The organism is Methylolobus aquaticus, assembly GCF_054172105.1.
The window spans coordinates 210,932-232,802 of the sequence record NZ_JBSYXP010000003.1 but is presented as its reverse complement, the minus strand read 5'-3'; the positions used below and the strand labels follow the sequence as shown (position 1 = coordinate 232,802).

The window sequence follows — 21,871 nt, the reverse complement described above, 5'->3', positions numbered from 1 at the left end:
TTGGCCACTACAAATCACCCGTGACACCGTCACGCTGGCGCTTGGGTCGACCGGATCGTCCCCGAACCACGCGACGCCCTAATGCCGCGGCGACCTCTTCCTCAAACCGGCCGCTGCCCAACGCGTAGTTGCTATTGGTGGCCGCACGAATCTGATCAACCAGCCCCGGATCGAGGTGATAACGAAACAACGCGCGATAGGCCGCTTGTCGTCCCTGGTCATCCGACGCCAACGCACGATAGCAGCCGTGCGGCTCCAGCCAGTCGCACCCTTCTCCCTGAGCGTTCGCCCCATAACTGGACCACCGATAATCCCCGGGATGCTCCACCATGCCCGCTCGCACCGCGTTCAGTTCGATGTAGCGATAGCAACTCAGCACGTAGCACTCTTCCTGGGTGAGGCATGACCGGAAGCGCCCCTCCCACAAGGTTCCGCTGCGTCGGTACGTCCGGTTGATGTACTGGACATAGCGTTGTCCCAGTCGCTTCATCATCGCCCCGACGCCCCCAGGAGTTGCCGAGGACAGCAACAGGTGAACATGATTGTTCATGAGCACATAGGCATGCACTGCGCACCCGGTCTCCCCAGCGTAGGTTCGCAGCCATTCCAGATACGACCGGTAGTCGTCATCCGCGAAAAAACAGGCTTGCCGGTTGTTTCCCCTCTGAATCACGTGTAGCGGCACACCGGACAGCACCACTCGCGGTCGTCGTGGCATCGTCTCTGATCCTCACAGCCAATTCGAGGCAAATATAGAAAAAAATCGTGGTCTGTCCCCTATTTCCCCCTATTTTCCCGCAACGGTAGCTCCAATGTGCTGGTAATTTCCGTCAATAGCCTCATAGAACTCGAAGCTCGAAAGCGACCTTACATGATTGGCTAACTTCTCTGAATCAGAAAGTGTCATTGGCGCGTCCGCCCTAACGGCTGGTTAGGTGACATCTTGTGTTCCTTCCTTTTGCTTCGCTTTTCGCCAGTTTCGCTCTACTTTTTCGTCTTTGCGTATAACTCTACGGCCGCCTTTACTACGCCGAAATCCGTTACCCTCCAATAGGGCTGCTCCGCTTTACCTAGTTTTTTGTTGGTTTGCTTGTAGCCGTCGCATTTACGGCCGCACAAGGTGACCAATGCTGGAGTGACCTCTGACGTGAGCCCTTTTCCTGAGATAGAGATGTCGTATCCACCGTTTACCGGCTGAATCCATATTCTTCCATTAGCACCAGAGAAGCTCATATTCTCTTTGGCGATGCGCTGCTGGTTGAATCTCAGGTGCGAGCAACCGCTTTCATGGAGCGTCCGTTCTAAGGTCTTTAGTAGTTCTGCTAGGCGGTCGATCTGATTCATCGCTAGATAGGGCGCTGCGGATAATCTGTGTTCTTCAGGCACGCCGGAATGAATGTCACCTAACGCATAAATTAAGCCGCGCTGCGAAGCGGCGTCGGCTTGAATGAATTGTTAGGTTGCTCCCCCCGTAGACTGAAGTAGCTTGGTGATTGCTGAAGCTTTCCATACCATCCCCAAGTCGGACTCGGGATGAATCCTGCCACTGTATATGCCTATGAACTTCCATATCGCGCCATCAGAGGAGGCTGGACCGCCGCCGTCAGCCATAGGGACATGTCCCGAAGCATGAAAGCTGATTACGGGGGAGCCAGATTGTCCGGGTCTGGAGCGACAATCAATGAGAAAGATAGGAAGATCTTCAAAATCGATCTCCGGTTCAGACGCTATGAAACCAGTTGACCAGACTGCAAATAGTCCGCCGGCGGTTATACCAAAAGGAAACCCGATTACACTTACGGGACTACTTGGCCCAGCCAAGATGTCTGGGCCAGGGCATGCAGGGTTATAGGTGTAAAGCCGGACTCCTGATAGCTGCGTCAGAGGAAGAGCTACGAAGTCTGCTTTTGAGCCTAACGTTGGGTGCTCGATCCACCGTGGACTTTCGCTGAGATAGAGATTCTCAAAACGTGGAGCCCATTTACCAAGCTGGTCATTTGCATTGTGCATGATGCAAATGCGGTCAGGAACCCCGCCCGTAGGCGATAGTGGTTTATCGGTGTGTTGATGCCGCCCAGTCACATTATGACGGTTCGTGATTAGATAAGACTTTCCGTCGTGTGTGGCTACAAAGCCTTTTCCAGTCGAGAGCGTTTGCTCACCAACGAGCATTCCGATCATCAGCGATCTAAAAGATGGTGATGCGACAGTGGTCATTGAGCAACCTAACGCTCGCGCTCACCCGCGCGGCCGCAGGCCGCGTCGTGGTGAAGCGGGTGGTTAGACGACTCGGCGAAAGCGCGACAGAAAATGCTCATCTTCAGTCTAGGAAACTGGCAGCAATGAAATGGTACTGGCTCACCACCATTGTACCGCTGCAGGTGACGGCCTGACTCAATGTGCATCAAAACCTTTTCTCTAGTGCTGCGCAATTGACCAACCGATAGGTCTGAAAGTCCGGGGTTGAATCTCCATTGGCATATGAAGACGACTGGAAAAAGCCTTCTCCCGTGTGCCGAGTTACTTTGAGCCTTCTTACGAGCTTCGGGTACTTCGCGCCGGCCGAAAAGTCTTCGGCGACAAATATGTCGTGATCCAGCTCTAGCTTCCCCGAGAAAATGACGCTTTCCGCGAAAACCACGTCGGCGCGATTGCCGCTAGGTTCAATTCTAACGGTCACCTGCCCGCGGCCCGGGGCCTCCGCCACGCGCGACGCATAGTTTCCTTGCTCAACGGCGGGATTCTCGCATTGCAGGACTATTGGGTCTGCGTTTGGTGAGCAGGCAGAACAAAGCAAAGTAATTGCGACTGCAACCACCGACAATTGCGAAGGGGATACAAGGTTCGACGGCATCGAAATCATCCTCCATGGCGCCAGAGTGTCGGTCTCCCGCCAAAGTAGAAGAAACCCCCTTGAAACGTGCGTCATTGCTGGACGGTCCGATTTAGGTCAAATGCAAGCAGTGGAAGCTCCATAGCCGTGCCGTCTAACGACCAAGGTCACCGGGCGGGCGCAGGTGACGATCCATTTCAAAACCAGCTCCATCGCCCGCTCCAGTGGACCGCTTTGTTCGCCAATTCTTTCCAGTCCAGGCGGTGCTCACATTGTAGCCCCCCGAAAACTAACGACTACTTCACCGACTTCTGTGCGAGCGGAAGCGACGAATGGTGAGCGATGATTATCAAATCGCCGCCGACGAGCTTGTAAACGAAGGTGTAATCCACGGCGAGGCGCACGATCGCAAGTACTTGGTCGCCGGCCGAGTCGAGCACGGCATCTTCGAATTCGAAAACGTATCGTCCAACGGCAACGGCTCCGTCGCCGGTGATCGTAATCAGTCGTTGTGCCTTCGGATGCTCTTTCGGGTCAAAGATGACCTTCAACCAACCTTTTTTTGCAAAGCCGGGTTTCGCTTCGGTCCCTTCAAAATAATGCAGCGCCTGCTCGTTCGTCGTTAAGAAGTTGTCATCGAGCGTCGGATTGAAAGCCAGAACGCACTTCTCCGTTTGTAGTCGCTTATCGCGATACCAGTTATCTCCGCTCTTTGCGTACAACTTCGCTACGCCTGCCGAGTCCTGATCAATGATTCGATTTGCCCATTCATCCTGGGCGTCCTTCACATCTTGGACCGTTATGCTGTTTCTGGCCATCAATTCACCTGTCGTTTAGTAGTAAAAATTGCTGATAGGGCTCGATCTCACGCACGTGTGGATAGGGTCAGTTCTTTACTTTACATTCGCTGGCGCTTCCAGCCAGCTTTCCTCAGTCCCTGCTTCGATCTCCCGCTGGATCTGCGACACCCGCGACACCGAGACACCCGCCATCGCCGCCACCTCCCGCAACGGCAGATTACCGCGGCGGCGGAGCTGATGAACCGCCTGTCTGAAGGCCATTCCGTTCGACCGGTTCAGCACCTGCGCATTGGATAGTCCGTATTCCCGGGCGATCGCCCCCAGAATCTGGTCCGCAGAGGGCCGCAGCAACTCGCGCTGAGCGCGCGGAACATCGGCAGTGGACTGCGCTGCCACCCTCGTTTGCATGCGCGTCAAGAAGGTGTCAGTGCCAAGAAAGACTTGCCCTGTAAGGTTTCTCCACGGCGGCGGCTGACCCGTTCCGTTGGTCACGAAGGCCCGGTACCGTTCCCGCGGTCCCGCGCTCTCGCGCCCTCCTCGCCAAAGAACGCCAGCACTGCATCGGCCGCCACCCAGTTCGGACGGGTTGCCAATCCGGCCGTGGCCCGGTAACTGCTCCAGGGCCATCGCGACGCCTCGCTCACGATTCCAGCCCGCACCGGGTTGAGCACCACATAGCGACAGAGTTCCAACAAGTAGGTGTCACGGTCAACAAGGATCGCCTTGTACCGTCCCTGCAGCACATGACCGGACAAACCGTGGCGTCGATTGAGCGCCTGGGTGTAGACCCCGTTCAAGCGACGCATACCGCGCGAAAGGTTTGCCTCAGGCGTCTCCAGCAGCAGGTGATAGTGGTTGCCCATCAGGCAATAGGCGTAGAGTAACCAGTGTTGTTGCTCGACCTCCCGCCCGAGCCGTTCGAGAAAGCGTTGCCGATCAAAGTTATCAAGGAAGATGTCCTCGCGCCGGTCGCCACGTGCCGTCACGTGGTAAATAGCCCCGGGAAACTCCAACCGCAACGGTCTTGCCATCGCACCGACGGTATTGGGATAGGACTCCAAAGTCAAGAACTGACCCCGTTTTTTCCAGGGTAGCGGGCCCGCCCGCTTGATGAGCCAACAGGAAAGGCACGACATTGACCGGGCGGTCCCGCTGATCCGATTGTTGGGCGACGCAACAGCGCAGATATTTTGAAGCCCTGCGGTTGCCGTTATGCAGAGTAGAACCGGCAGTGCATTTGATTGGTATCCCAGCCCCAACCAGCGAAAAACCATCGATCTCCCTGCTGTGCGCCCTCGAATTTGTCGGCTAGGTCAATGAGATAATCAGTCATTGCTGGTGCATCGGTGCATTGGAACACCATCACACGAATATCGGCTCTGGCCTGAGTGAGTTTAAGGAAATCTTCTGTAATTTTATCCTTTATTGTGGCAGCTCCATAACCCCATTCGATTTCCATCGCAAGAGGAATCCGGACAAGTGGGCTTTCCTCTGACACAACGCGCCAATGCTGATCATAGAGCCATTCAGGTCCGTCAGCAGTTGGGCACCGCGTTTGGCTGGAAAATACCAGGAATCCCTGCTGGTGGCCTAATTGCGAAAGCTCTTGGAGTATCTGATTGGTCCACTCTGAATCGCGCACAAGTTGCCCAGCGTGGGCCAAAGCAGGGAGCTTGGTACAGAAAAAGTTGAACAAATCCGCTTCGACAGTTTGAGAATCAGGTGCGTGTCTCATTTTTCTCTGCCCAACATTGTTCTTCCTGATTAGCGATAAAGTTCAGTAGCTGATCTCGCGTCTCATGATATGAGACTGTAGGGCTGTAGAGTGGGAGCATCCAAACCGAGGAGAACTCCCATGGCGATGAATCGAGTGCAATTCCAGGCGGGCCTGTCGATGCGGGCATTCATGGCGCGGTACGGTACCGAAGACCAGTGCGTGGCGGCGATGGCCGCGCAGCGGTGGCCGGCGGGGTTTCGCTGTCCGGCCTGTGGCAGCGCCGCACACAGCCGTTTCGAACGGGGTGGACGCGCCTATTGGCAGTGCCGTGCGGAACGCCCTTAGGGTCAGTTCTTTAGTTCACACATGGCGACACGTCCGAGCGATTGTCTCTCGAAAAGGCGACCAGTTTACTTTTCTGAACCGTCTTGCGGCTTCTTTGACCGCCCTTGGGACCGTTCATGGCGCACAGCCCTCCCATCGCGTCGATCTACTCTTTAAGACTTGCCGGAGACGGGTCAGCAATCCGTGTTCCGATGCGCGCTTATTGCCACGAGATCATAGGCCGCAAGCGATTGCTTGAACAGAGCGGAATAAGCGAGTGCACGCGCCCCGGAACTGGCACCCAGCCGGCGCTCAATCGATCCCCATTCCGGGACCGAGGGCTGCCATCATCTGCACGAGACTGGCTTCCAGAAGGCAGGGAATGCGGCCGCCGAGCGGCCCGCGATCACGAAGCGTGTCGGCACCCAAAAGGACGTAGAGCGCGCCCTCAAAAACTCCGGACCAGGCGCACCGCGGCCTCGGCGATCGTGCCATCGCTGGTGATACGCGCGCCGGCGCCAGCTTGCAGCATCACGTAGTCGGTCACCTCCCAGTGCAGCTGCGGCATCAGCAGCAGGGCGGCGCGGCCGGTGAAGGTGTGCGAGAAGTTCGTTTCAAGGCCGGCGGTCAGATGGCCGGTTAGGTCCGCGAACAGCGATACGTTCGCGACCATCTCGACGCGGTCGCCGCCCCGCTCGGCGCCGGAATTGCCCCGCGCGCCGAACATGCCGAGCACGCTCCAGACCTCGTCGAAGCGTTTGCCGGCAAGGTACAGCAGGGTCGGCAGCCAGCTTGCCGGTGCGCGGTCGTATTGCACGATCAGCTGTGCGCCGTGGATGAACTGCCGCGCCGGGTCTACCCCGAAGGTCCATTGCGCGGCGCCCTTGTACGCGCCCAGCGTTGCGCCCTGAAACGGCGCCTCCAGTTCCAGCGCGAAGTCGTCACGCACCGCGTATTCCATCTCCGGCGCCCATTCGATGCCGCCCTCATCCAGCCCCAGCGCATCGGGTATGGCATCGCGACTCTCCGGCACCGGGCTCAGCGGAAACAGGCCGAGCGTGTTGACCTCGAACTCGCCCCGGCGCGCGCCGAGCGGGCGGATCAGGTCGAACACCATCGGTTCGGGAATGCGCGGGCGGTCGTCCTCGGCCGATCGGTCCTCGGCGCCGAAGGGCTCCGGCCCTTCCGGCAAGGGCAGCGCGGCCGCCTCCAAATCGAACGCGCTCGCCAGCGGCACGGCATGCCAGAATGCCAGCGCCACCGCGACGAGGAACGCCGACCGGCGCCTGCCGGACACGTGGCTGCGGGGCATCGGGCGAGATCCTGTCTGGGGTCGGCTGGGCTTCACCATCGGCGGTGACTAACGGCTCCTGTTCGAAAGGGACCGGCAGTTTACCGAGGCCAGCTTTCAGGGGGCTTACAGCCCGCATCGGCAGCGCCGGGAACGGCCCACGGCGTCGCGGGTCGAACCGTTTCGATTAGCCGCAGAACCTGAAGCGTCGGTGCTGTTCCCGGCTCCGGCCGCATTGACCGTTCGTCGCGATAACCGAATGCCACCGATTCCATGATGCAGGAAACACTGACTTGTGCCCGCTGCGGTCGCTCCATGACGCCCCGTCGTCGCTGGCGCGATCGGCCGGACACCGTCCGCTATTGTTCTGACGCCTGCCGGAATCGGCGTCTCGGAAAAACGGACCGCGCGCTGGAAGCGGGCATCCTGAGCCTGCTCGAAGCCCGCAGCGAGTCGGCGACCATCTGTCCTTCCGAGGCGGTGCGAGTCGTGTACCCGGAACTGCCCGGCAGTGAATTGCGCCGCCACATGGAAGCCTCACGGCAGGCGGCGCGGCGCCTGATCGCAGCGGGGAGTCTGGAAATGTTGCAACGTGGGCACGTCGTGGACCCCTCGACCACCCGCGGACCGGTCCGGCTGCGACTCAAGCGAACGCCACCGGAGGCCTGATGGAAGCCTGCGCAACAGCGCCATGGACGCGAGCGCGGCGGCCAACCCGCGTCGTCAATCGCGCGGAAGCGCCACGGCCGGGCTGTAAAGACCGGCTCCGGGAACGGCGGCCGAGTCCCGCGCCGCGATGACTACGCTGAACGCATCCGACTCCCCCGATGCGACCGGCCGCTGCCAGATTTGCGAGCGCTCGGGCCTGCCACTGACACGGCACCACCTGATTCCGCGCTCCCAGCACCAGAAACGCTATGCGCGCGAGAGTTTCAGCCGCGAGGAACTGCTGACCCGCATCGCCTGGGTCTGCGCACCGTGCCACAAATATCTGCATTCGGTGTTCGACGAGCGCGAGCTCGGCCGGACGCTGAATTCGCTGGATCGGTTGCGCGCCCACCCGGAAGTGCAGCGCTTCGCCGTCTGGCTGGGCGCCAAGCCCCCGGGCTTCCTGCCTCGCGTCTACACGATGAAACGGCCTCGCATCGAGAAGGGCTGACCGGTAACCTGCCACGCTCTGGGCCACGGTGGCCCCAGTCGTACGGCGACGGCCTCGGGGCGACTCTTTCGGACGTAATCGGCTGGCGGACCGACCAGTGATCGAAAGGCCTTTTCACTTGATAGGTTCGACCGTATACAATCCCCACCCGAAACGAAGCCGGGAGTATCGGGTCCGATCCGTTGGGGGCACAGAGGACACCGCTTTCCGACCTTAGAAGTACGTCCCTTCACGATGGCGATCAGCATGGGCCAACGATTCCGGGCACCGCCCCCCTCGCGATTCCTTCCGTCACGCCTGTTTGCGGACCCCGCCTTCTGGCTGTTGCTCGGTTGCGCGGGATTCCTTTTGCTCTGGCCCGAACTCGGCGAAACCCATGAGCGGTGGATTCTGACGCCGAGCCAGATCCTTGAGTGGAACGCCAAGCCCAAACCCGGATTGTTCAGCCACTGGAGCACCGTCAATGTGACGATGATCTCCGGCTTCGCGTTGTTCACCGCCGGGTGGATCTGGCTGGGCTTTACCGGGGCCCGTGAACTCTTCCCCGATCTCCAGGCCCGCCTGGCAGCGCTCGGCGACTATGTGCCGCCGGTCCTGCGGTTCTGCATGGCCTGGGTGCTGATCTCCTCCGCCATCGGCCTGGAGCCCCGCTACGGAGTCGAGCGCTTTTCCTCGCCCACGCTGTTCGCGCCGGATCTCGAACTGAGTTTGTTGGGCCCCATGGGCGCGGGTTTCCAATGGCTCGAACTCGCGCTAGGCCTCGGCCTGCTCTTCGGCATCTATGTCCGGCTCCAGGCCGTCGGTCTGCTGGTCCTTATCCTGCTCGCGACCCTGCTGTTCCAGGCCGACATGCTCGCGTACCTGGGCGCGTTGCTGGGCGTGGCCATCTATCTGCTGCTGCAGGGCCCGGGCAACTTTTACATCCCGCTGCCCACGCATCCGGAGTTGCTGGACTGGCAGGCACAACTCGCCGAGATTCCGCGCCAGCGGGCGCAGGCCATCATGCGCGTGCTGACGGGGGTGAACATCTTCTACCTGGGGGTCCTGTACAAGGTTTTCCAACCGAATCTGGTCCTGGGCATCATCAGCATCTACGACGTTCCGTTGTTCTCGGCGGCACCGGAAGGCTTCACGATGCTGATGATGCTCGTCGAGGTCGTCGCCGGCATACTGATCGTCGCGGGCATCCTGCTAAGGCCTCTGTCGCTGTTCTTTCTGTTCGCGTTTCTGTTTTTCGCTGCGCTGCTGCCGGAAAGCTGGATGGCGCATGCGCTTTACTATGGCGTGATGATTTCCTTTTTATTCAACGGAGCGGGGCACTGGCACATGCCGGAAGCGCAAGACAAGTCGGCCCACATCGTCGTTATCGGTGGCACGGTCGCGGCAATTCATGCCGCAATGAAGGTCGAAAAACTGGTCGGACAGTATTCGAATGTCCGATTGACCCTGGTCCACGACGACCCGAACATCCTGTTTTATCCCCTGCTGCCGGAAGTCATCGGCGGCACGATGCAGCCCGGAAACGCCGTCAATCCAATCCGACGGGTACTGCCGCAGACGCATGTGATTCAGGGCTCGCTCAGTCAGATCGAGGCCTCCGCCAAACGGGTACGACTGCGGCTCCGGAATGAGCAAACGCTGACCATCGACTACGATCAACTGGTCCTCGCGCTGTTCCCTATCCCCAAGCTCACCGGCATTCCCGGCCTGATGACGCACGCGAGCCCGATCAACTCGATCGGCGACGCGCTCCAGATCCGGAAGAACATCATCGACCGCGTGGAGGAGGCCGAGGCCTCCTCATCTCCTGCGGACATCGAACGGCTGCTGACCTTTGCCGTCATCGGTTCCGGACAGCGCGCCTGCGCCAGCGCCGTCGAGATCTGCGAGATGCTCAATGCCGCGGAACCTTCCTACCGCGTGCTGAAGCAGCATGGATGGAAGGTTCATCTGTATGAAGACACCAAGATACCCTACAGCCGCTTCGAGGAAGAGATCCAGGCGAAGCGCGACAGGGAATTGCAGAAGGCCGGGGTCACGCTCTGCCCGGGACGCGAGGTCGTCGCACTGACGCCTCAGGAACTGGTGTTCGCCGACGGGCAGAGACAGGTCGTCGGCTTCACCGTCAACGCATCCTTCACCCTCCCGCGCGTGCAGGTCGACGACCGCGTGTTTACCTGGCCGTTCGAGCTCGACGACCAGCTCCGGTTCACGCAGAACGCGAGCATCTGGGTCACGGCGATGCAGGATCAGGATCGTGCGCGCCGGTTCCTGACCACGGCCGACTGGGTAGACCTGGGCAAAGCCGCCGGCGCGAACGCCTGGGCGGCGTCCCAGGGCTACGAAACCAAGACCTACCGCCCGAAGAAGCGCTGGTTCCAGCCTTACAACATGGGGCGCCGGTCGATTTGTCGTATCGGCGGTTTCGTCTTCGGCGGCTTCCCCGCATGGCTGGCCTCGCGGGTCAGTCATCTGGCCGCTTTCCCCGGTCTCGAGCGAAACCTCCGTGTGTTGCTGGACTGGTTCCTCGATATCCCCTTCCGTGCGGACATCGCCATCCTGGCACCCGACCCGTCATCCCGACTGGAGCGGATTCACCTCGAAGCCGGCGACGACGTCATCCGCGAAGGTGAGACCGGGGACGTCGCCTACGTCATCGAATCCGGCCGGGTCGAAGTCCTGAAAAAGGGCAAGCGCGTGACCGAACTGGGCGTAGGCGAATGCTTCGGCGAGATCGCACTGATCGGGGGCTCCACCAAACGCGTCGCGACCGTGCGTTGCCTGACGGCTTGCGAACTCACCGTGCTGGGCAAAGACGACTTCCAGGCGCTGACGCTGGGCTCGGGCGCCCTGGCCAAGGCGATCCGGACCCAGGCGGATGACCGCCTCAAGGCCTTGCGCAAATTGTGACCCCGTTGAAGGAGCGCCGCGCTGCGCGGTAGCCCCTCGCGGAGTCGATGATCGCGAAACCCTTGCGTTCGCATGACACCGAGTGGGGTTTCAGGCGCCGACACCGAAGCAGCAGCGGGCGCGTGAAGCGCGAAGCGACCACACACCAACCGGCGATAAGGAATCCCTTCGACTTTGTTCTGGATTCACTCTATCATCGAACCGATTGCACGATAATGTTTCGCCATGAACTTGACATTCATTGGGGCTGGCTCCGCTTTCTCGCTCGAGAGTTTTCAGTCCAACATGCTGATCGAGAGCCGCGGAAATCGTTTGTTGGTCGATTGTGGAGGAGACGCCCGTTTCGCGCTCAATCGACTCGGGCTGGGCGCCAAGGATATCGACGCGCTCTATGTCAGCCATTTACATGCCGATCATATCGGTGGTATCGAGTGGTTATGTTTTTCCCGGTATTTTACCCATTCATCGAAACCCGAGCTTTTCATCAACAATCGGCTGGCTGAATTGTTGTGGGAGCAATCGCTGCGCGGAGGCATGGCATCGATACAGGAACGGGTTGTCGAACTGGACGATTTCTTTGCCGCGGTTCACCGTTTACCCGCAAACGGCATTTTCAACTTTGGAAGTGTCAGGTGCCAGTTGTTCTCGACCGTGCATTACTTCGACGGCTACGAACTCGTGCCCAGCTATGGCCTGCTGCTGGACGTATACCCCGAGGAATTCGACATCGCGTCCCCTACCGCGCGGGATGCGGCACCACGCCGCCGGGTGATGCTGACCACCGATACCCAGTTTTGCCCAACGCAGTTGCGGGACTTTTATAACAGTGCAGACGTCATCTTCCAGGATTGCGAAACATCGAACTGGAAATCAGGCATCCATGCACACTATGACGATCTGTGTACACTGCCTGATGCGATACGCGCAAAGATGTGGCTTTACCACTATTCAGACGGTAAATTGCCTGATGCGGTGGCAGCGGGTTTTGCAGGTTTTGTCAGGCAGGGACAAACCTTCAGCTTCTGAGTCGTATAATGGTGTCCGAGAAGCCGGGGCAGCACCGAGCACGCGTGTTCGGTCATGATTTCCTGCGGATCGCCGAGAACGATCCCGAACAGCCGCGCTGTCCGGATCGTGTCCCCATCGTCACGCTACCTTGAGAAGGATGAAAATGAATAAAGCATTACGCAACAGCCTCTTCCTGGGCCTGGCTTTACTTTCCATCGACACACCTGCCAGCGAAGCATTGGCGAAAAGCAAAGGCTGCCTGGGCTGTCACGGCATCGACAGCAAGATCGTGGGTCCCGCCTATAGGGATGTCGCCAAGAAGTATGCGGGAGCGGCGGACGCCGCGGACAAATTGGCCGAAAAGGTCATCAAGGGCGGCGGTGGAGTTTGGGGCCAGATGCCCATGCCTCCCAACCCGCAAGTCAATGCCGAGGAGGCCAAGCAGCTCGTCCAGTGGATTCTCGGTCTCTAGTGACAGGCGCGCCCGCAACAACCGCCAGCGCCTCGCCTACCCGCAAACGGCGTAAGCCTTTCTAAGCTTGCATTCAGGCGTCTTGGCCGACAGTCCCTCGGCGACCGGCCGTTTACGTCGACTCAGGGACTGCGGCCATGTGATGCAAGCCCTTACGCCAAGGGCCCGTCTGGCGCCGCATCGAGCATCAGCGCGAGTTCGCTGGAATCCCGGAAATCCGCCACCACCGGATCGGCGATCGTGTAGACGGGGCAGGTGCCGGAGTGTCCTTTCAACTCGAACTCGCCCGCGCACTCGAACCCCCAGTCGTATTCGGCATTTTCACGCACTGCACGGCTGACCGCGAGTGCCCGATGAATGACCCGGGTCAGGGATTCGAGCCGCTGCGCTCGATTGACTTCCTCGCCGAGGATCGTGTAATCCATCTTGATCGTTGACCCGATGTTGCCCTCGATAACCTGGCCTCGGGTCAGGCCAAATCCGCCGAAGAGGTACTTCCTAAGTCGGCCTCCAGCTACGCCGGCACGGAAATGCTGCAGGTCACCCAGCGCCTTGACACAGGCCTGGATCGCGGCATCCGGCGCCTCCGCAGGAAAGTGAGCCATCACACAATCTCCAATATATTTGGAAACCTCTCCCCCGAATTCGATAATCCTCTTCGAACACAGTTCAAGGTAGGTATTGACTGCGAGGGTCACCTCCTCCGTCGGAAACCTCTCCGATAGCAAAGAAAAACCGACCATGTCCCCAAACAGGATGATCCTGTCGACCGCCTTGGGTGGGATTTCGAGCGGATTGATGCCCTGGGTCAGCAAATGCAGCACGCTTGGCTGCGTGTAGCGCTCGATGATGCGGTGTGATTCCGCAATCGTCTCCAGCATGAGACGCACTGCCTGCAGGATCATCCCTTGCGACTCCTCGAGCCGAACGGTTCGCATGGACCAGTTCGGGAAAAGTCTCATCGAAACCCCGTCCTCGCATTTGAGGATCAGAAAATCCCGGTGACGGGGATCCCGCCGGATCTTTTCAACCAGCGACTCCACAATCGCCTGCTCTCCTTCCAGGATCTGGAAGAAGAATTCATGGGCGAAAAGCAATACACCGGTCACGTCGATCTTCTTGTTGTTCCTTGACGATATACGGCCAATCGACCGGATCTCATCGTCCGAAAGCGATGTGCTCAAGGAACTGATATACATGATTCTTCGCATGGCGCACTGGGCTCCTGGCTCTTGGATGAGCTCTTATGTGTATCTCCGGGCCTTCACGTCTCGTCTGAAGGATGGACCCGGCGCATGGCACCGCGACGGGCTTTCCGGAGTTGGCATTCACTCTCGGCCGATAGCAAGTTACGCAATGCGAGGCACGAAGGCAAGCGCAAGACCGGCATTGATTTACTCAGGTCGACAGGCGTTTTCGGAACATGCACGTCGAGCTGAACGACAATTCAGGGGACGACTGATAGCCCGCCATAATTGGCCGAGCTCACCAAAGGGTAAGCGGGTTTTTCGCCAGCCTTACCCAACAGGGATTAATCACGGCAGCACTGGAGAACTCATGGCAAAGGCATGTCATGGCGCGATACGGGCGGGGCACCAGGCTCGGACCGGTGATGGGCGTCGCTCGGAACGCACTGCGAAACCTGCCCGCTCCCGCATTGATGCGCCTCGACCATCGACAACCGGGGCCGGCCAGTAGGGAGGCCGGGCGTTCGCCCAATGCCATCCCTATCTGAAACGTAAGCGTTCACACCCATCCTGTTGCGGGAGGGGCCGGGGAGACGAGACACGCCGTGAAGACGTCCCTGTCGGCTCGGCTGCGGGGTCCGTCCCGCAGACGGTCCCGTCTCCGCGGTTCCACTCCCGTTACCGATATCCGAGGGGGTGTGAACGGTTACATCTGAAGCGACCCTCTGCATCCCGTATCAGTTCCGCGAGTGCGGCCTTGGGAGCCGGAATCACGGTGCGAAGCGTGGCCGCGCCGAAGCTCGCCGTCACGTTCAGGTAACCGCTGTCAACTGGAACGACCAGTTCGGCCAGGCTGCGCCGCAAGCGCTCGGCGACAACTACCGCCCGCTCGCTGTCGGCATCCGGCAACGGGAGCAGGAACTCCTCCCCGCCCCAGCGGGCGCTCAGGTCGATGTCACGCAGCTGACCGCGCAGGATCTGCGCTACCGCAACGGGCACGGCATCGCCGACGTCATGCCCATACCGGTCGTTGGTCTCCTTGAAGGGATCGAGGTCGAGCATTACCGCCGTCAGCGGAGTGCCGGAGCGCGGCACCCGGCAAACCTCCCGGAAAGCGTCGCGGTTCATGCTGCGGCGGTTCCGCAGCCCCGTCAGGGCATCCGTCTCCGCTTGCTCGCGCAGGGTCCCGGCCTGCTGCTCCAGCGTGAGACACAAGGCTCGCAATCCCAGTATCCCGATCATCATCAACCCTGAACTGCCGAGGGCAAGCAGGCTGTCGAGCAATGCCAGCGTCCCCGTCGGCACCGTATGCGACGGATCGGCCAGGATCTCGGACAGTGGAAGCATCCGCCGCTGCAACATCACCATGAGCGCCAGGGAGATGCAAAGCCACGCGAAGCCGCAAGCGTAGCGGCGTGCGCTTGAGATCTGGAAAAAGGCGGCGAGGGCAGCAATCCCCTGCAGCAGCACGGCGACGAAAAAGCTCAGAACGTACCAGGTTTCCATCGGCGGCAAGCGGGTGGTGGATCGGCTCTATCGATTACGCCTCGCCTTGGCTGGAGGGGGATTGGTCATCTTGTTCAAGCGTAGCAGCCGCAAGGGCGGTGCGTTTCCTGCCTGGAGTACCACCGACCCGGCGTTTGACAGGCACCGGGCCGGCATGCCAATAATGTTATAACATCACACTTAGCCTATCTGCCTGCATGACCACGCCAAGCCACATACCCGAAGCCGCCCCATCCCTGATCACGCCCACTGCTCAGAGACTCCCGGTCACCGTGCTATCCGGGTTCCTTGGTGCCGGCAAGACCACCCTGCTGAATCATGTGCTCGCCAATCGCGAGGACCGCCGTGTCGCGGTCATCGTCAACGACATGAGCGAGATCAACATCGATGCCGCGCTGGTCAAGAGCGAGGCGGGGCTGAGCCGGACCGACGAGAAGCTGGTCGAAATGTCCAACGGCTGCATCTGCTGCACGCTGCGTGAGGATCTGCTGGTCGAGGTCAGCCGGCTCGCGCGGGAAGGCCGCTTCGATTACCTGGTGATTGAGTCGACTGGCATCTCGGAGCCTCTTCCGGTTGCGGAAACTTTCACCTTCCGCGACGAACAGGGCGCCAGCCTGTCAGACCTGGCTCGGCTGGACACAATGGTGACCGTGGTCGACGCCGTGAATTTCCTCAAGGACTACGAGGAGGCCGACGCGCTGGCGGAGCGCGGCGAATCCCTGGGCGAGGAGGATGAGCGCTCGGTCGCGGACCTGCTGATCGAACAGGTCGAGTTCTGCGATGTGATCCTCGTCAGCAAGATCGACCTGATCAGCGCCGCCGAGTTCGCAAACCTGAAGGCGATCCTGCAGAGCCTGAACCCGGATGCCCACATCGCGCCGATGCTGATGGGCCAGGTACCGCTCGACACCGTCTTGAATACCGGCCGCTTCGATTTCGCTCGCGCCGAACGCGCCGCGGGCTGGCTCGCCGAACTGCGCGGCGAGCACGTGCCGGAAACCGAGGAATACGGCATCCGCGGCTTTACCTACACGGCACGCAGGCCCTTCCACCCACAGCGCTTTCATGACCTGCTTCACGCAGGGCTGGGCACCGGCAACCTGCTGCGGTCCAAAGGCTTCTTCTGGCTCGCCTCGCGGCCGGACGCCGTCGGCTCCTGGTCGCAGGCAGGCGGCATCATGCGCCATGGCTGCGCCGGCCAGTGGTGGGCCGCCGCGCCCGAGGAAGACTGGCCGACCGATGCGGCGCTGCGCGACGAGATCCTCGCCAACTGGGCAGAACCCTACGGCGACTGCCGCCAGGAACTCGTCTTCATCGGCCAGAACGTCGACGAGCCGCGCCTGCGCGAAGCACTGGATCGCTGCCTACTGACCGATGCGGAGCTCGCGGCGGGGCCCACCGCGTGGCGGCGCTATGCCGACCCCTTCCCGCAGTGGTTTGCTGCAGAAGCAGCCTGACCGAAGTCGTGGATACACCCATTACCCCGCAACCCCGGTGCGCGAGGCACTGCCAACCACCCACGCTGATTCGCCTGGAACCTCCCCATGAACGCAGTCCGTCATCTGGAAGAACGCACTCTCGCTCCCGCGCCTCGAACCGTACACTCCAAGGACCCGGCCGATCTGTCGCGGATCTACGATCCGGACGTCAATCTATGCATCATCGAACGTCAACCACCGCCGGAAGTGGATCGCTTCGTCCGTGGCCTGCTGGCACAAGCCACGCCGATCGAGGTGGCCCGGACGATCCGGTTCGAGTCTTTCGACGGGCGGGACCTGCTGCCCGAGGCGTTGCGCGATCCGGGCGCCGGCGGTGAGGCCTGGCGACGGGACGTCATCTGGCTGACCGCGTTGTTCTGTGATCTGTTCGAGGCCGAGTCCGTCGGACTCCGCCTGCGGACGCTGGACAGACCGATGTGCCCCCGGTTTCACACCGATTTCGTGCCGGCGCGGCTGATCTGTGCCTACGGTGGCCCGGGAACGCAATGGCTGCCGGAAGATGCGGTCGATCGGCGACGGTTGGGATCGCGCTCCGGTGGCCTGCCCGACGCCGAATCGGGCCTGATCCGGTGCAACGATGCCGTCGAGGAAGTCCCGCCGTATGCGATCGCCTTGCTTAAAGGCGAGCGCTGGGAGGGCAACGAGGGGCGCGGCGCGGTGCACCGTTCGCCGCAACATGCCGCGGGCGAACCCGTTCCGCGGCTGCTGCTGACACTCGATCTGATCTGACGCGAGACCGAACGCGATGTCGAACGGACACTCAGGCCTGCCCTCGCGACACGGGTTCACAAGCAGGGCAGCGGACATTTCCCCATGACCAGCCCCATCCCTCAGACCTACCCCGCGTGGCGGCACTGTATCGAAGTCGAGTGCGGTATCCCGCTGACACGCGAGTTCATCACCCGTCGACTGAGCGTACTGCGACAAGCCACGCATGAAGAGACTGCACGTTTTATCCGGCACTACGGTGACGAACACTGGCAGCTTGTCGTGCGCTGGTTCGAGACGGCGGAGGCGGAGGCCGGCGCATGAGTTACCGCGCTCCCTCTGGCATAGCACATAGCGCGGGCGACACACCGTCGATCGCCGTCAGCCAGCATGAAACCTGGATGTTCAGGGCAATCGAGCTGGCACGACGGGCGCAGGGTCGAACGGATCCGAACCCGGCCGTGGGTGCGGTCGTCGTCCGGAGTGGACGGCTTCTCGGCGAGGGCTTTCATGAACGCGCCGGGGCACCCCATGCCGAGCCGAACGCCATCGCCCAGGCCCGCAGCCGCGGCCATGTCCTCGTCGGCGCCACGCTGTACGTCACTCTCGAACCCTGCAGCAGCTGGGGGCGAACGCCGCCCTGCACCGACCTGATCATTCACGAAAGGCTCGGGCGTGTCGTCGTCGGCGCGACCGATCCGAATCCGCGGCACCGCGGCCGGGCCTATGGGCTGTTGCGGGGGGCCGGTATCGAGGTGATCGTGGGCGTACTCGCCGAGGCCTGCGTGGCGCTGAACCCGGTGTTTCACGCGCGCTTCGGGGCGACTTCTCCGGCGGCTGCTTCCCCTGTAACCGTATTCGATGACGAGAAGCTGTCAGCGCGAAGCACTTTAGGGCAGTATGACGCGCTCGCTCAACTTAGGTAAGAAGGACCTTCAATGCGCACCCACCGTGAATTCTCGATGCTGTCAGCGGACAGACAACTGCCGGACTCGCTTACCTTGGATGAATCAGCGCTGCTGGCCATGCCGGAATCCGAGTACATGGGCCGCGAGCAACTGGATCACTTTCGCGCTCGCCTGCTCTGGATGCGGGCCAGTTTGCTGCTGCATGCCGACGAGACGCGCGCTCATCTGCGCGAGAATGAACCCCAGGCCGACCCAAGCGATCGGGCCACGATCGAGGAAGAGAACCTGTTGGAGCAACGGGTGCGAGACCGCGAGCGCAAACATCTGCGCAAGATCGAAGCGGCACTGGACCGCATCGACGCCGGCACCTATGGCTACTGCCTGGAAACGGGGGAGCCCATCGGCCTAAGGCGCTTGCTGGTGCGGCCGACGGCCGAATTTTGCCTGGAAGTCCAGGAAATACACGAGCGCCGGGAGCGGGCGCGTGGCTCGTGACCCGTCTCCGGCGTCATGACGGACTGCCGCCGATGACCCGCGCCGCACCCTACCCGGTGCTGCCGGTCTGGGTCATTACCGGATTCCTGGGCAGCGGCAAGACGACGCTGGTCAATCGGCTGCTAAGGGACCGGCCGCGTTCTGCGGTCGTCATCAATGAGTTCGGGGCGGTGCCGGTCGATCAGAAACTGCTCGAGCATGCCGGGGCACCGCTCGCCGTGCTGTCCGGCGGATGCCTGTGCTGCCAGGTGCGCACCTCGATGGCGCCGTTGCTGAAAAACCTCTGGATGGCCTGGCGGGAAAGGGATCAGGATCCCTTCGAACGGGTTCTGATCGAAACCAGCGGCGTGGCCAGCCCCGGGCCGGTGCTCGACACCTTGCTGTGCGACCGATGGCTGGCGCAGCGCTTCCGGCTTGAAGCCGTCGTCACGACGGTGTCGGCCGTCGATGGCAGCGTACAGCTCGCCCGTTTCCCGGAGGCCGCAGCCCAGGTCGCGCTCGCGGACGCGCTGCTGATCACCCACGGCGACCTCGACTCGTCGGCATCGGCGGAAACTCTGGCGACCGAGCTCGACCGGCTGGCGCCGGCCACGCCCCGCATCGCCGGTCATCCGGATAGCCTGGGCTTCGATGCACTGCTCGCCCTGCATTCGAGCGCGTCCGGCTTTCGCCCGGTTCGAGGCGATGAGCTGGAACACAGTTTCCGTAGCCTGACACTCAGCCTTGAGGGGCCCGTCGACCCGAACCGGCTGCAGAGTGTTCTGGCCGACTTGCTGCATCGGCACGGCGAACGCCTGGTGCGCGTGAAGGGCTTGCTGCCGGCCACGGACGGGGGATCGCAGCTCGTCGTGCAGGCTGCGGGCAACCGCATCTATCCGCCGGTCCCAGTGCCCGGACCGCTGGCCAACCCAACCCGCGGCCAGCTGGTGTTCATCGGCGCGGGGCCGATCGACGACCTCGCACAGGCGGTCGTCACGGCCCTGGCCGGCGGCAACAGGCCGCCCGCTCTGCGCGGGCTGCATTGAACGGATCAGATACGGTCCGGTCCGCAGACCGCAGGCTCGCCGGCGCTGCATCGGCCTATCCCGCTGCGAGGCTTCTTCATGTCCAGCAACGCGAATCTCCCTGAAGTACCGGTACCGGTCACGATTCTGACCGGCTTTCTCGGCGCCGGAAAAACGACGCTGTTGAACCGCATCCTGACCGAGCGGCACGGCGGACGTATCGCCGTGATCGAGAACGAGTTCGGCGAGGCAGGCATCGACAACGAACTGCTCGTTCAGGATGGCGAGCAGATCGTCGAGATGAACAACGGCTGCGTCTGCTGCACCGTACGCGGCGATCTGTTCCGCATACTCGGGGATCTGGCGAGTCAGCGCGACGAGGGCCGGATCCGCTTCGATCGCATCATTATCGAGACCACTGGCCTGGCGGATCCCGCACCCGTGGCCCAGACCTTCTTCGTCGATGCTGACATCAGCGATTACTACCTGCTGGACGGCGTCGTGACCATCGTGGACGCCCGGCATGCGCCGGAGCAACTCGACGACCATCACGAGGCCCAAGAGCAGGTCGGGTTTGCCGACCGCCTCCTGCTCTCCAAGACGGATCTGGTGACCGAGCCCGAACTCGCCTCGCTCGAAGCGCGACTGCGCGCGATGAACCCTAGGGCACCGCTGCAGCGAGTCCACTTCGGCGCCACCGACCTCTCGGAACTGCTCGACATCCGCGGTTTCAACCTTGATGCCGCGCTGGCCATCGATCCGGCGTTTCTGGAGGACGTCGCGCACTCGCACGACGATACGGTGGGATCCGTCGTCTATCGCAGCGAACAACCCTTCGATGCCGCGCGGCTGATCAACGCCATGGATGAACTGATCCGGGACCACGGAGCCGATCTGCTGCGCTACAAGGGCATCGTGCATATCGCGGGCTGCGACCGCCGGGTCATTTATCAGGGCGTTCACATGCTGCTCGGCGACAGCCTGGGACCGACCTGGCCGGCGGACGAACCGCGCCAGTCGGTCATGGTATTCATCGGGCGGAACCTGCCTGCAGCACGTATCGTCGAGGCACTCGATCAAAGCCTACGCACGACCGCCTGACCGCAAAAGCCGCAGAGCTTGAGACTCAGGCCCGCCCAGGCTTATCCCGACGACGCAGCCCGCGCGGGGTCAGGCCATTCGCCAATGCCGTGCCGGTGAGAATGACACCCGTCGCCAGCACGGCATGCCAACCGATGCGCTCGCCGAGAAAAATTGCGCCCCATAGCATCCCGAAGACGGGGATCACATAGGTCACGGTCAGTGCGCCGGTCGCGCCGATCTCGGCGATCAGGCGGAAATACAGCAGATAGGCTACGCCGCTGCAGAGGATGCCCAAGGCCGCGACCGAGGCGATTACCGCAACACCGGGCGTGGGGATTTCCGCCACGAAGGGCAACGAGGGGATCATCAGGACGGTCGCTGCAGCCATCGTGCCGTGCGCGTTCGCAAAGGGTTCGACGGACTTCGCGGAGCGCGCATAAGTCGTCGCAATACCATAGGAGAATGCCGCCCCCAGCGCTGCGGCCATCGCCCAGGCACCCTGCGCCGGCAGCGACACCGATTCCACACCTGCCAGCAGCGCCACCCCGGCGAACCCCAGCATCAGCCCGACGGCTGACGCGAACTTGAGCCGCGCCCGCATCCACAGCGCACCGATCAGGGCACTCCAGATGGGGGCCGTGGCGTTCAGTATCGACAGCAGCGACGCGGAGAGCGTCTGCGCCGCGTAGGCCAGCAGCAGGAATGGCAGCGCCGCGTTCAGTAAACCGAGTACGACATAGTGCCGCCAGTGAACGGCCAGGTGCAGCGGCTTCCTCAAGCCGACACCGACGATCAACAGAAATAGCGCGGCCAGGCCAACGCGCAGCGCGATCAGCACGGTCGGACCCAACACCGGCGCGCCGATGCGCATGAACAGGAACGATCCGCCCCAGATCGCGGAGAGGACCAGTAGCCGCAGCAGGTTGACCGCACTCATCGATGCGAACGACCGCCCCCGTTCGAACCT

The 21,871-nt window shown here is 61.5% G+C and carries 25 protein-coding genes and 1 pseudogene; 14 read left to right on the top strand and 12 right to left on the bottom strand.

The features are described from left to right. Positions 1–7: 7 nt before the first annotated feature. The 8 genes from ACW73L_RS05445 to ACW73L_RS05410 form a co-directional block, all read right to left on the bottom strand. Positions 8–718 carry a transposase gene (locus tag ACW73L_RS05445; protein ID WP_498920528.1) on the bottom strand — a complete coding sequence of 237 codons (711 nt, stop codon included), beginning with the start codon at positions 716–718 and terminating at the stop codon, positions 8–10. A gap of 266 nt (positions 719–984) precedes the next feature. Continuing rightward, positions 985–1,344, bottom strand: a complete 360-nt coding sequence (locus ACW73L_RS05440; protein WP_498920526.1) for a hypothetical protein — start codon at positions 1,342–1,344, stop codon at positions 985–987. Positions 1,345–1,455: 111 nt separating this feature from the next. Further along, entirely contained in the window at positions 1,456–2,172 is a 717-nt protein-coding gene (locus tag ACW73L_RS05435; protein ID WP_498920707.1) for a trypsin-like peptidase domain-containing protein, read from the bottom strand. A gap of 232 nt (positions 2,173–2,404) precedes the next feature. Then, complete coding sequence (locus tag ACW73L_RS05430) at positions 2,405–2,854, bottom strand: hypothetical protein (protein WP_498920524.1); 450 nt, start codon at positions 2,852–2,854, stop codon at positions 2,405–2,407. 275 nt (positions 2,855–3,129) lie between these two features. After that, positions 3,130–3,651, bottom strand: a complete 522-nt coding sequence (locus ACW73L_RS05425) for a metal-independent carbonic anhydrase family protein (protein WP_498920522.1) — start codon at positions 3,649–3,651, stop codon at positions 3,130–3,132. A 75-nt stretch (positions 3,652–3,726) separates the two neighbouring features. Next, a complete protein-coding gene (locus tag ACW73L_RS05420) occupies positions 3,727–4,041 on the bottom strand; it encodes a sigma factor-like helix-turn-helix DNA-binding protein (protein WP_498920520.1) in 315 nt (104 codons plus the stop codon). 80 nt (positions 4,042–4,121) lie between these two features. After that, positions 4,122–4,664 carry an REP-associated tyrosine transposase gene (locus ACW73L_RS05415; RefSeq protein ID WP_498920518.1) on the bottom strand — a complete coding sequence of 181 codons (543 nt, stop codon included), beginning with the start codon at positions 4,662–4,664 and terminating at the stop codon, positions 4,122–4,124. A gap of 179 nt (positions 4,665–4,843) precedes the next feature. Then, positions 4,844–5,368 (bottom strand): hypothetical protein, encoded by a 525-nt coding sequence (locus tag ACW73L_RS05410; protein ID WP_498920516.1) that lies wholly within the window; start codon positions 5,366–5,368, stop codon positions 4,844–4,846. A 120-nt stretch (positions 5,369–5,488) separates the two neighbouring features. Between ACW73L_RS05410 and ACW73L_RS05405 the strand changes: the two are divergent. After that, positions 5,489–5,677 (top strand): annotated as a pseudogene (locus ACW73L_RS05405) (transposase family protein); the annotation flags it as partial. 445 nt (positions 5,678–6,122) lie between these two features. Here the strand turns inward: ACW73L_RS05405 and ACW73L_RS05400 are convergent. Then, entirely contained in the window at positions 6,123–6,986 is an 864-nt protein-coding gene (locus tag ACW73L_RS05400; RefSeq protein ID WP_498920514.1) for a hypothetical protein, read from the bottom strand. Positions 6,987–7,238: 252 nt separating this feature from the next. Between ACW73L_RS05400 and ACW73L_RS05395 the strand changes: the two genes are divergently transcribed. From ACW73L_RS05395 to ACW73L_RS05370, 6 genes are all read left to right on the top strand, one after another. Beyond that, the gene (locus tag ACW73L_RS05395; protein ID WP_498920512.1) at positions 7,239–7,634 is read left to right on the top strand and encodes a DUF3253 domain-containing protein; all 396 of its coding nucleotides are present in this window, start codon (positions 7,239–7,241) and stop codon (positions 7,632–7,634) included. A gap of 127 nt (positions 7,635–7,761) precedes the next feature. Continuing rightward, positions 7,762–8,124: a hypothetical protein gene (locus ACW73L_RS05390; protein ID WP_498920511.1), complete on the top strand. Its 363-nt coding sequence runs from the start codon at positions 7,762–7,764 to the stop codon at positions 8,122–8,124. A gap of 246 nt (positions 8,125–8,370) precedes the next feature. Next, positions 8,371–11,034, top strand: coding sequence for a cyclic nucleotide-binding domain-containing protein (locus tag ACW73L_RS05385; protein WP_498920509.1), 2,664 nt, complete (start codon positions 8,371–8,373; stop codon positions 11,032–11,034). A gap of 225 nt (positions 11,035–11,259) precedes the next feature. Next, on the top strand, positions 11,260–12,060 hold the full coding sequence (locus ACW73L_RS05380; protein ID WP_498920508.1) for an MBL fold metallo-hydrolase: 801 nt from the start codon (positions 11,260–11,262) through the stop codon (positions 12,058–12,060). Between the two features lie 8 nt (positions 12,061–12,068). Further along, complete coding sequence (locus ACW73L_RS05375; RefSeq protein WP_498920507.1) at positions 12,069–12,194, top strand: hypothetical protein; 126 nt, start codon at positions 12,069–12,071, stop codon at positions 12,192–12,194. Positions 12,195–12,199: 5 nt separating this feature from the next. Continuing rightward, entirely contained in the window at positions 12,200–12,514 is a 315-nt protein-coding gene (locus tag ACW73L_RS05370; RefSeq protein ID WP_498920505.1) for a c-type cytochrome, read from the top strand. Positions 12,515–12,666: 152 nt separating this feature from the next. Here ACW73L_RS05370 and ACW73L_RS05365 read toward each other — a convergent pair whose 3' ends face one another. Both ACW73L_RS05365 and ACW73L_RS05360 read right to left on the bottom strand, forming a co-directional pair. Continuing rightward, the gene (locus ACW73L_RS05365; RefSeq protein WP_498920503.1) at positions 12,667–13,725 is read right to left on the bottom strand and encodes a BLUF domain-containing protein; all 1,059 of its coding nucleotides are present in this window, start codon (positions 13,723–13,725) and stop codon (positions 12,667–12,669) included. Positions 13,726–14,379: 654 nt separating this feature from the next. Further along, on the bottom strand, positions 14,380–15,207 hold the full coding sequence (locus ACW73L_RS05360; protein ID WP_498920502.1) for a GGDEF domain-containing protein: 828 nt from the start codon (positions 15,205–15,207) through the stop codon (positions 14,380–14,382). Between the two features lie 197 nt (positions 15,208–15,404). Between ACW73L_RS05360 and zigA the strand changes: the two genes are divergently transcribed. The 7 genes from zigA (at position 15,405) to ACW73L_RS05325 (ending at position 20,922) form a co-directional block, all read left to right on the top strand. Continuing rightward, complete coding sequence (gene zigA, locus ACW73L_RS05355) at positions 15,405–16,664, top strand: zinc metallochaperone GTPase ZigA (RefSeq protein WP_498920500.1); 1,260 nt, start codon at positions 15,405–15,407, stop codon at positions 16,662–16,664. A gap of 87 nt (positions 16,665–16,751) precedes the next feature. After that, positions 16,752–17,435 (top strand): DUF1826 domain-containing protein, encoded by a 684-nt coding sequence (locus ACW73L_RS05350; protein WP_498920498.1) that lies wholly within the window; start codon positions 16,752–16,754, stop codon positions 17,433–17,435. An 84-nt stretch (positions 17,436–17,519) separates the two neighbouring features. Further along, positions 17,520–17,738 (top strand): hypothetical protein, encoded by a 219-nt coding sequence (locus ACW73L_RS05345; protein ID WP_498920496.1) that lies wholly within the window; start codon positions 17,520–17,522, stop codon positions 17,736–17,738. Continuing rightward, entirely contained in the window at positions 17,735–18,340 is a 606-nt protein-coding gene (gene ribD / locus ACW73L_RS05340) for a bifunctional diaminohydroxyphosphoribosylaminopyrimidine deaminase/5-amino-6-(5-phosphoribosylamino)uracil reductase RibD (protein ID WP_498920494.1), read from the top strand. Before ACW73L_RS05345 ends, ribD begins: the two co-directional genes overlap by 4 nt. 12 nt (positions 18,341–18,352) lie before the next feature. Beyond that, complete coding sequence (dksA, locus tag ACW73L_RS05335; RefSeq protein ID WP_498920493.1) at positions 18,353–18,817, top strand: RNA polymerase-binding protein DksA; 465 nt, start codon at positions 18,353–18,355, stop codon at positions 18,815–18,817. Positions 18,818–18,849: 32 nt separating this feature from the next. After that, positions 18,850–19,842 (top strand): CobW family GTP-binding protein, encoded by a 993-nt coding sequence (locus ACW73L_RS05330; RefSeq protein ID WP_498920492.1) that lies wholly within the window; start codon positions 18,850–18,852, stop codon positions 19,840–19,842. Positions 19,843–19,920: 78 nt separating this feature from the next. Beyond that, positions 19,921–20,922, top strand: coding sequence for a CobW family GTP-binding protein (locus ACW73L_RS05325; protein WP_498920490.1), 1,002 nt, complete (start codon positions 19,921–19,923; stop codon positions 20,920–20,922). Between the two features lie 25 nt (positions 20,923–20,947). Here ACW73L_RS05325 and ACW73L_RS05320 read toward each other — a convergent pair whose 3' ends face one another. Then, positions 20,948–21,841, bottom strand: a complete 894-nt coding sequence (locus ACW73L_RS05320) for a DMT family transporter (RefSeq protein ID WP_498920488.1) — start codon at positions 21,839–21,841, stop codon at positions 20,948–20,950. Positions 21,842–21,871: the final 30 nt, after the last annotated feature.